This window comes from Corallococcus llansteffanensis, from assembly GCF_003612055.1.
Taxonomy (GTDB): Bacteria; Myxococcota; Myxococcia; order Myxococcales; family Myxococcaceae; genus Corallococcus; species Corallococcus llansteffanensis.
Window position 1 is genome coordinate 1 of sequence record NZ_RAWB01000553.1, and the last position, 6,627, is coordinate 6,627.

Below are 6,627 nucleotides of genomic sequence, written 5' to 3' on the forward strand. Positions count from 1 at the left end.
TCTGACGGGGGCTGCTGGCGGCGCCCTTCGCGGGCTTCTTCGGGGGCTCGGCGTCGGACGCGCGGTAGCCCTTGCGCTCCGGGGGCGGCTCCGGCGGGTCGTCGTAGGCGTCGCGCGCGGGGCGGTCGCGCACCGGCTTGTTGTCCTCGTCGCCGAACGGATCGTCGTCGCGCTTGCGGTCCTTCTCCTCGATTTCGCGCAGCTTCGCGGCCTCCGTCTTGGAGTTCCTGCGCTCGGGCGCGGCCTCCGGGGCGTCCGGCGCGCGGCCGTTCACCGCGTTGAACTTCCGGGTGCACTGGGAGCGCTGGTCCGTGCAGCCCTCGAAGCAGCGCGCCAGCTTGCGGATGGCGCTGCCGTTGCCGCCGTACTCGATGGTGCAGTCCTCCTTGCACGCGACGGCGTCCTCCTCGCATCCCGGAGGGATGGGGGCGGCCAGGGCGGAGGTGCTGAAGAGGACGGTGAAGGCGAAGAGGCGCGGAAGAAGACGCATGGCAAATGTGAAAGCTACCAGTCTTCCGCGCTTCCCGGGGGAGGGCCCCGCGATATCGTCGGGCCCACGCCCGGCGCCCGGGCGAGGGGAGACGCATGCCGGCGGTCAAGGTGGGCATCATCGGGGGCCACGCCCTCTACCAGGCCCTGGGGCTCCAGGGCCGGGGCGAACACCTCTCCGTGGAGACGCCCTTCGGCCCCCACAGCTCGCCCATGGTCGCCACGGAGCTGGAGGGCGTCCCCGTCGTCTTCGTCTCCCGCCACGGCCAGGGCCACGTCCACAACGCCACCCGCTCCCCGTACCGCGCCAACCTCTTCGCCCTGAAGATGCTGGGTGTCACCCACGTCCTCGCCACCGGCACCGTGGGCTCCTTGCGCGAGCACATCCAGCCGCTCCAGCTCGTGCTGCCGGATCAGGTCATCGACCGGACCTACCGCCGCCCCTGCACCTTCTACGACGACGTCGCCGTGCACGTGGAGCTGGCCCAGCCCTTCTGCGCCACCCTGCGCCAGACGCTCACCGACGCCGCCGGCCTGGGCGACACCGTGGTGCACCCGTCCGGCACCTACGTCTGCATCGAGGGCCCCTCGCTCAGCACCCAGGCGGAGAGCCAGCTGTACCGCACCTGGGGCTGCGACCTCGTGGGCCTCACCGCGATGCCCGAGGCCCGGCTCGCCCGCGAGGCGGAGCTGCACTACGCCCTCATCGCCCTGCCCACCGACCATGACTCCTGGCGCCCCCAGCCCGCGGGCCAGGAGCCGGAGGCGCTCCAGGTGCAGCTGTCCCAGCGGCTGGACGCCGTCACCGCCCACGGCGCCGCCCTCCTGCGCCGCGCGCTGCCCCGCATCGCGGGCACCCGGGCCGTGTGCCGCTGCGACAGCGCGCTCGCGCTGGCCATCTTCACCGACCGCGCCCGCATCCCCGCCGAGGTGCGCGCCCGCCTGCGCCCCCTGCTGGGCCGCTACCTGCCCTCCGGGGTCGTCTAGCGGCGAACACTGGACGGTCCCCGCCCCGGTCGCTCGGCTGGCTGCCTGCTGCCGAAAGTCCGGACCGTTCACACATTGGCTCCCCACAGACCCGGAGGGGGAACCACATGGGGCTTCCACGGCTCAAGTACCTGACGTGGAGGGAGTTCGGTCGGCGCTTCTGGAAGGAGATCGAGGAGGACACCGTCACCGACGTGGCGGCGCAGCTGTCCTACTACTTCATCTTCTCGCTGTTCCCGTTCCTGTTCTTCCTCGTCACGCTCGTGGCGTACCTGCCGTTCGCGCCCGGCGCCGTGGACGCGATGATGGACCGCATCCGCCCGCTCGTGCCCGGCGACGCGCTGGGCGTGCTCAGCCAGCACCTGACGTCGCTCGTCGGCGAGACGCGGCCCAAGCTGCTCACGGTGGGTCTGCTCATCGCGCTCTGGTCCGCGTCGCGCGGCGTGGACGCCCTGCGCAAGGCGCTCAACCTGGCGTACGACGTGCCGGAGTCCCGGCCCTACTGGAAGACGCAGGGGCTGGCGCTGACGGTGACGCTCGTGGGCACGCTCCTGATTCCGCTGTCCTTCGCCATCCTGCTGCTGGGCGGACGCGTGGGCGCATGGGTGGCGGACAAGCTGGCGCTCATCGACGAGTTCCACCTCGTCTGGTCCTGGCTGCGCTGGCCGTTCACCGCGGGCCTGGTGATGCTGATGCTGTCGCTCTGCTACTACCTGCTGCCGGACGTGCGGCAGCGCTTCAAGTACATCACCCCGGGTTCGGTGATTGGCACCCTGGCGTGGCTGGGCAGCACCTGGGGCTTCACCCAGTACGTGGAGCACTTCGGCAAGTACGACGTCACCTACGGCTCCATCGGTGGCGTGGTGGTGCTGATGCTGTGGCTCTACCTCTCCGGGCTCATCTTCATCCTCGGAGGGGAGCTCAACGCCATCCTCGAGCACGCCTCCGTGCAGGGGAAGGCCAAGGGCGCGCGCGACTTCGGTGAGCCCGCGCCCCTGGAGCCGCCGCTCAAGACGCCCGGCGCGGCCAAGAGCGCCAGCAGCGCCCAGAAGACGCGGCTGGCCCTGTTCCGCAGGCGGCGCCGGGTGGCGCAAGGCAAGGATCCGGAGCCTCCCGGCCTCTTGCCGGACGGCAACGACAGCCCGCCCGTGCACTGACGCGCGGCGCGGGCGGGAGCAGCTGCCGGAGCCTGGCCGGGGACTACTTGGGCAGCTTCGCCTTGATGGCGGTCAGCCCGCCCGGAGCGTTGCGGCCGCCGGTCAGGCCCTGCTGCGAGATGATCTTCTGCAGGTGCGCGATGCGGTCCTGGTTCGTGGGGTGCGTGGAGAGCCACTTGAGCACCGCGGGCTGCGAGCCCTGCATCTGCTGGAGCTTCTCGAAGAAGCTGATGAGGCCGCGCGGATCAAACCCGGCCGCGGCGGCGTACTTCGCGCCGTACTCGTCGGCCTCCGTCTCCTCGCTGCGCCCGTGCGCGAGCTGCAGGCCGCCACCCGCGAGCTGCGCGGCGATCTGCGCGGCGGTGCCCGGGTTCTGGCCCAGCGCCACCTGGGTGATGGTCTGCAGGCCGTAGGCGTTCACCATCGCGCGCGCCGAGTGCCGGCCCACCACGTGGCCCGCCTCGTGCGCCATGACGCCCGCGAGCTCCGCCTCGGTGTCCGCCGCGAGCAGCAGGCCCGTGTAGACGTAGAGGAAGCCGCCCGGCGTGGCGAAGGCGTTGACCTGCTTCGGGTCGTCGATGACGTTGACCTTCCACTTCACCCCGGAGCGGTCCTTGTTGGCCTGCGCGAGGATGGGCGCGGAGATGCTGCGCACGTAGTCCACCACCGCCGGGTCCTGCACGTACTTGACGTTCTCCTTCGTCTCCAGCTCCTTCTTCACCTGGAGGCCCAGCTGGTTCTCCTGTTCGTCGGAGATGAAGACCTGGGCGAGCGCCTTCTCCGCGCCCACACGCTGCTTCGTGCAGCCCGCGGTGAGGCCCGAGGCCAGGGTGAGGGCCAGGATTGCGGTGACCATCCGTTGCATGGGCAGTTCGTCCCTTCTCTGCGAGGTTCGTGGCGAGGTGCTGACGTCTACCGCCCCTCGTACTCACGCCGGCTCCCCCCGGGCAAGCCCCGCCTGCCGGGCTGTCTTCCAGCGGCCGGAACAGGGTGCGGGAGCGGCTCAAGCCCGCCGCCCGGGAATGCGCGGGGCGGGGAAGCGGTGCTATGTGCCCCGGCAGGATGCCAGAGCTACCGGAAGTGGAGATCGCCCGGCGCAACCTCGTGCGCTGGTTCCAGGGCCGCCGCGTCGTGCGCGCGGAGGCGGACGACACCCGCATCTTCCGGGGCGCGGAGCTGCCCCACTTCGCCCGCCTCACCGGCCGGGTGGAGGCCGTGGAGCGCAAGGGCAAGTACCTGCTGCTCACCCTGGAGGGCGGCCATGGCCTGATGGCCCACCTGGGAATGACGGGCAAGTTCGTGCGCCGCCAGGAGGGCGAGGCCGTCCCCTACAGCCGCGCCCGCTTCCACCTGGATGACGGCCACGTCGTCCACTTCAGTGATCCGCGCCTCTTCGGCCGGATGGAGCCCGCGCCGGCCCGGGGCCTGTGGGAGCTGCCCGCGGTGAAGGCCCTGGGGAGGGATCCGCTGACGGAGGGCCTCACCGGGCCCCAGCTCCAGGAGGCGGTGGGAGGTTCGAAACAGGACCTCAAGGTGGCCCTGATGGACCAGGGGAGAGTCGCGGGCCTGGGCAACATCCACGCGGCGGAGGCGCTCTTCCGCGCGGGGGTGCACCCGGCGCGCAGCCCCGCGTCCCTCACGCCGGACGAGTGGATGCGCCTGGCGAAGGCCATCCACGCCGCGTTCGACTTCGGCCTCAAGGAGCAGGAGGGCGAGGACATCGTCTACCTGGAGGAGCGGGGGTCGGTGAACCGCTTCCGCGTCTACGGCCGGGCGCAAGGGCCCTGCTCGAAGTGCGGGACGACGGTGGAGTCCTTCACCCAGGGTGGGCGCACCACCCATTTCTGTCCGTCATGCCAGCCGCTCCCAAAAGTGACCGCTGCCGCCAGAAAGACCGTGAAGGGCTTGCAAAAGGCCGTTGAGGGAGCGAAGCCCCGATCCCGTAGACGTTGACACCCCAGGGGGGCATGGCTTGAATCGCCCGCCCTTTGAAACCGGCCACGTCATGTCGTGGCCCCGGAGACCGTTGACCATGCCTCACGTCCTGCTGGCGGCGCTGCTCGTCGCCTCGTCCACGGCCACCGCGCAGACGCCGGTGCCTGATGGTGGCACGCCCGCCGCGGCACCCCAGGAGTCGGCCCCCGCCGAAGCTCCTCCTCCCGCGCCCGCGGCTCCGGCCGCCGCTTCCAACGACGGCGCGGTCAGCCGCGAGGAGCTGGAGCAGCGGCTGGAGGCCACCCGCCAGGAGCTGCGCGAGGACATCCGCGCGCAGACGGCCACCCAGGCCGTGGCCAACAACAGCGACTGGCAGGAGGAGTGGACGGAGGAGAAGCGCAAGCTGGAGCTGTTCACGCTCGACGGCTACCTGCGCGTGCGCCCCACGCTCTTCTACAAGTTCGACCTGAACAAGCTCCCGCTGGCGTCCGGGACGCCCTCGGGCCGTCAGTTCTGGACGCGCTCGCCGCGCACCTCCGCCGAGCGGACGCAGGCGGGCGCCAACATGCGCTTCCGCCTGGACCCCTCCTTCAACGTCTCTGAAGACGTGCGGGTCAAGGTGCAGGTGGACGCCCTGGACAACATCCTGCTGGGCTCCAACCCGGACAGCGCCTACAGCGCGGACGGGCGCAACACGTTCACGCTCTTCTCGGAGAACCAGACCCCGGGCAACTCCGCCGTCAACGCGTTCAAGGACTCCATCAACGTCCGGCGCGCCTACGGTGAGGTGACGACGCCGGTGGGCATCCTGCGCTTTGGCCGCATGGGCAGCCACTGGGGCGTGGGCATGCTGCGCAACGACGGCAACTGCCTGGACTGCGACTACGGCGACACGGTGGACCGCATCCAGTTCGTCACCGAGCCGTTCGCCGGCTGGTACGTCACGCCGATGATCGACTTCAACGCGGAAGGGCTCTCCACCGAGCGCGCCAACACCCTGGGCGAGCCGGTGGACCTCACCCAGTCCGACGACAGCCACAGCCTGGTGCTGGCCATCGCGCGGCGCGACACCGAGCAGCAGGAGCGCGCCAAGCTGGACAACAACCAGGGCGTGCTCAACTACGGCCTGTACTTCACCTACCGCACGCAGCGGTACGCGACGGTCACGGAGACGGGCGTCCCCTTCGAGGACGCCGCCCCGGGCGCGAGCGTCAACCCCCCGGCCTTCGTCCCGCGCGGCGGCACGCTGTACGTGCCGGACCTGTGGTTCAAGTACGCGGAGAAGAAGTTCCGCATCGAGGCGGAGATCGCCGCCCAGCTGGGCAGCATCGACGGGCGGGCGCTGACGGCGAACGACCCCACCACCCAGTCGCTGCGCATCGCGCAGTTCGGCGGCGTGCTCCAGACGGAGTTCCACGTCATCGAGAACAAGCTGCACCTGGGCGTGGAGCTGGGCTTCGCCTCCGGTGACAAGGCGCCGGGCTTCGGCAACTACCCGGGCCGCACGGGCTCCGGCACCGGCGACAACGCGGGCAACACCGAGCCGGGTGACGTGGAAGGCCGCCAGTACCGCTGCGACAACGGCGGCTGCAGCGACAACGCCATCCGCAACTTCCGCTTCAACCGCGACTACCGCGTGGACCTCATCCTGTGGCGCTCCATCCTCAACGGCGTCACGGATGCGTTCTACGTGAAGCCGGGCCTCAAGTACTCCATCGCGGAGGGCTTCGACGTCTTCGGCAGCATCATCTACTCGCAGGCGTTCTACGCGGAGTCCACGCCGTCCTCCATCAGCCGGGGCCTGGGCCTGGAGGCGGACATCGGCGCGCGCTACATCACGGAAGACGGCTTCGTGGCGGGCATCGACTACGGCATCCTCTTCCCGCTCAGCGGCCTGAAGGACCTCAACCTGCCCGGGCAGGAGCTCAGCACCGCGCACGCCGTGCGTGGCACGCTGGCCATCAAGTTCTAGCCATGCGCGGACTCCTTCCCCGGTTGTGTGTCGCCACCGCCCTGACGCTGTCGCTCATGGCGTGTGGCATCAAGGGCAGCCCCCACG

Annotated in this window: 5 protein-coding genes and 1 pseudogene; 4 read left to right on the plus strand and 2 right to left on the minus strand. The window is 70.5% G+C overall.

Translation table 11 applies throughout. The features are described 5' to 3' along the window. Positions 1–490: pseudogene (locus tag D7V93_RS34785) on the minus strand (hypothetical protein); the annotation flags it as partial. A 95-nt stretch (positions 491–585) separates the two neighbouring features. Between D7V93_RS34785 and D7V93_RS34790 the strand changes: the two are divergent. Further along, a complete protein-coding gene (locus D7V93_RS34790; RefSeq protein ID WP_120647467.1) occupies positions 586–1,476 on the plus strand; it encodes an MTAP family purine nucleoside phosphorylase in 891 nt (296 codons plus the stop codon). 107 nt (positions 1,477–1,583) lie between these two features. Further along, positions 1,584–2,633 (plus strand): YihY/virulence factor BrkB family protein, encoded by a 1,050-nt coding sequence (locus tag D7V93_RS34795; RefSeq protein ID WP_120647468.1) that lies wholly within the window; start codon positions 1,584–1,586, stop codon positions 2,631–2,633. Positions 2,634–2,676: 43 nt separating this feature from the next. Here D7V93_RS34795 and D7V93_RS34800 read toward each other — a convergent pair whose 3' ends face one another. Next, positions 2,677–3,498, minus strand: coding sequence for a M48 family metallopeptidase (locus D7V93_RS34800; protein ID WP_120647469.1), 822 nt, complete (start codon positions 3,496–3,498; stop codon positions 2,677–2,679). A 197-nt stretch (positions 3,499–3,695) separates the two neighbouring features. On the opposite strand from D7V93_RS34800, the gene mutM reads away from it, so the two are divergent. Both mutM and D7V93_RS34810 read left to right on the plus strand, forming a co-directional pair. After that, positions 3,696–4,586: a bifunctional DNA-formamidopyrimidine glycosylase/DNA-(apurinic or apyrimidinic site) lyase gene (mutM, locus tag D7V93_RS34805; protein WP_120647470.1), complete on the plus strand. Its 891-nt coding sequence runs from the start codon at positions 3,696–3,698 to the stop codon at positions 4,584–4,586. Between the two features lie 79 nt (positions 4,587–4,665). Next, positions 4,666–6,540: a TIGR04551 family protein gene (locus tag D7V93_RS34810; RefSeq protein ID WP_244237687.1), complete on the plus strand. Its 1,875-nt coding sequence runs from the start codon at positions 4,666–4,668 to the stop codon at positions 6,538–6,540. Positions 6,541–6,627: the final 87 nt, after the last annotated feature.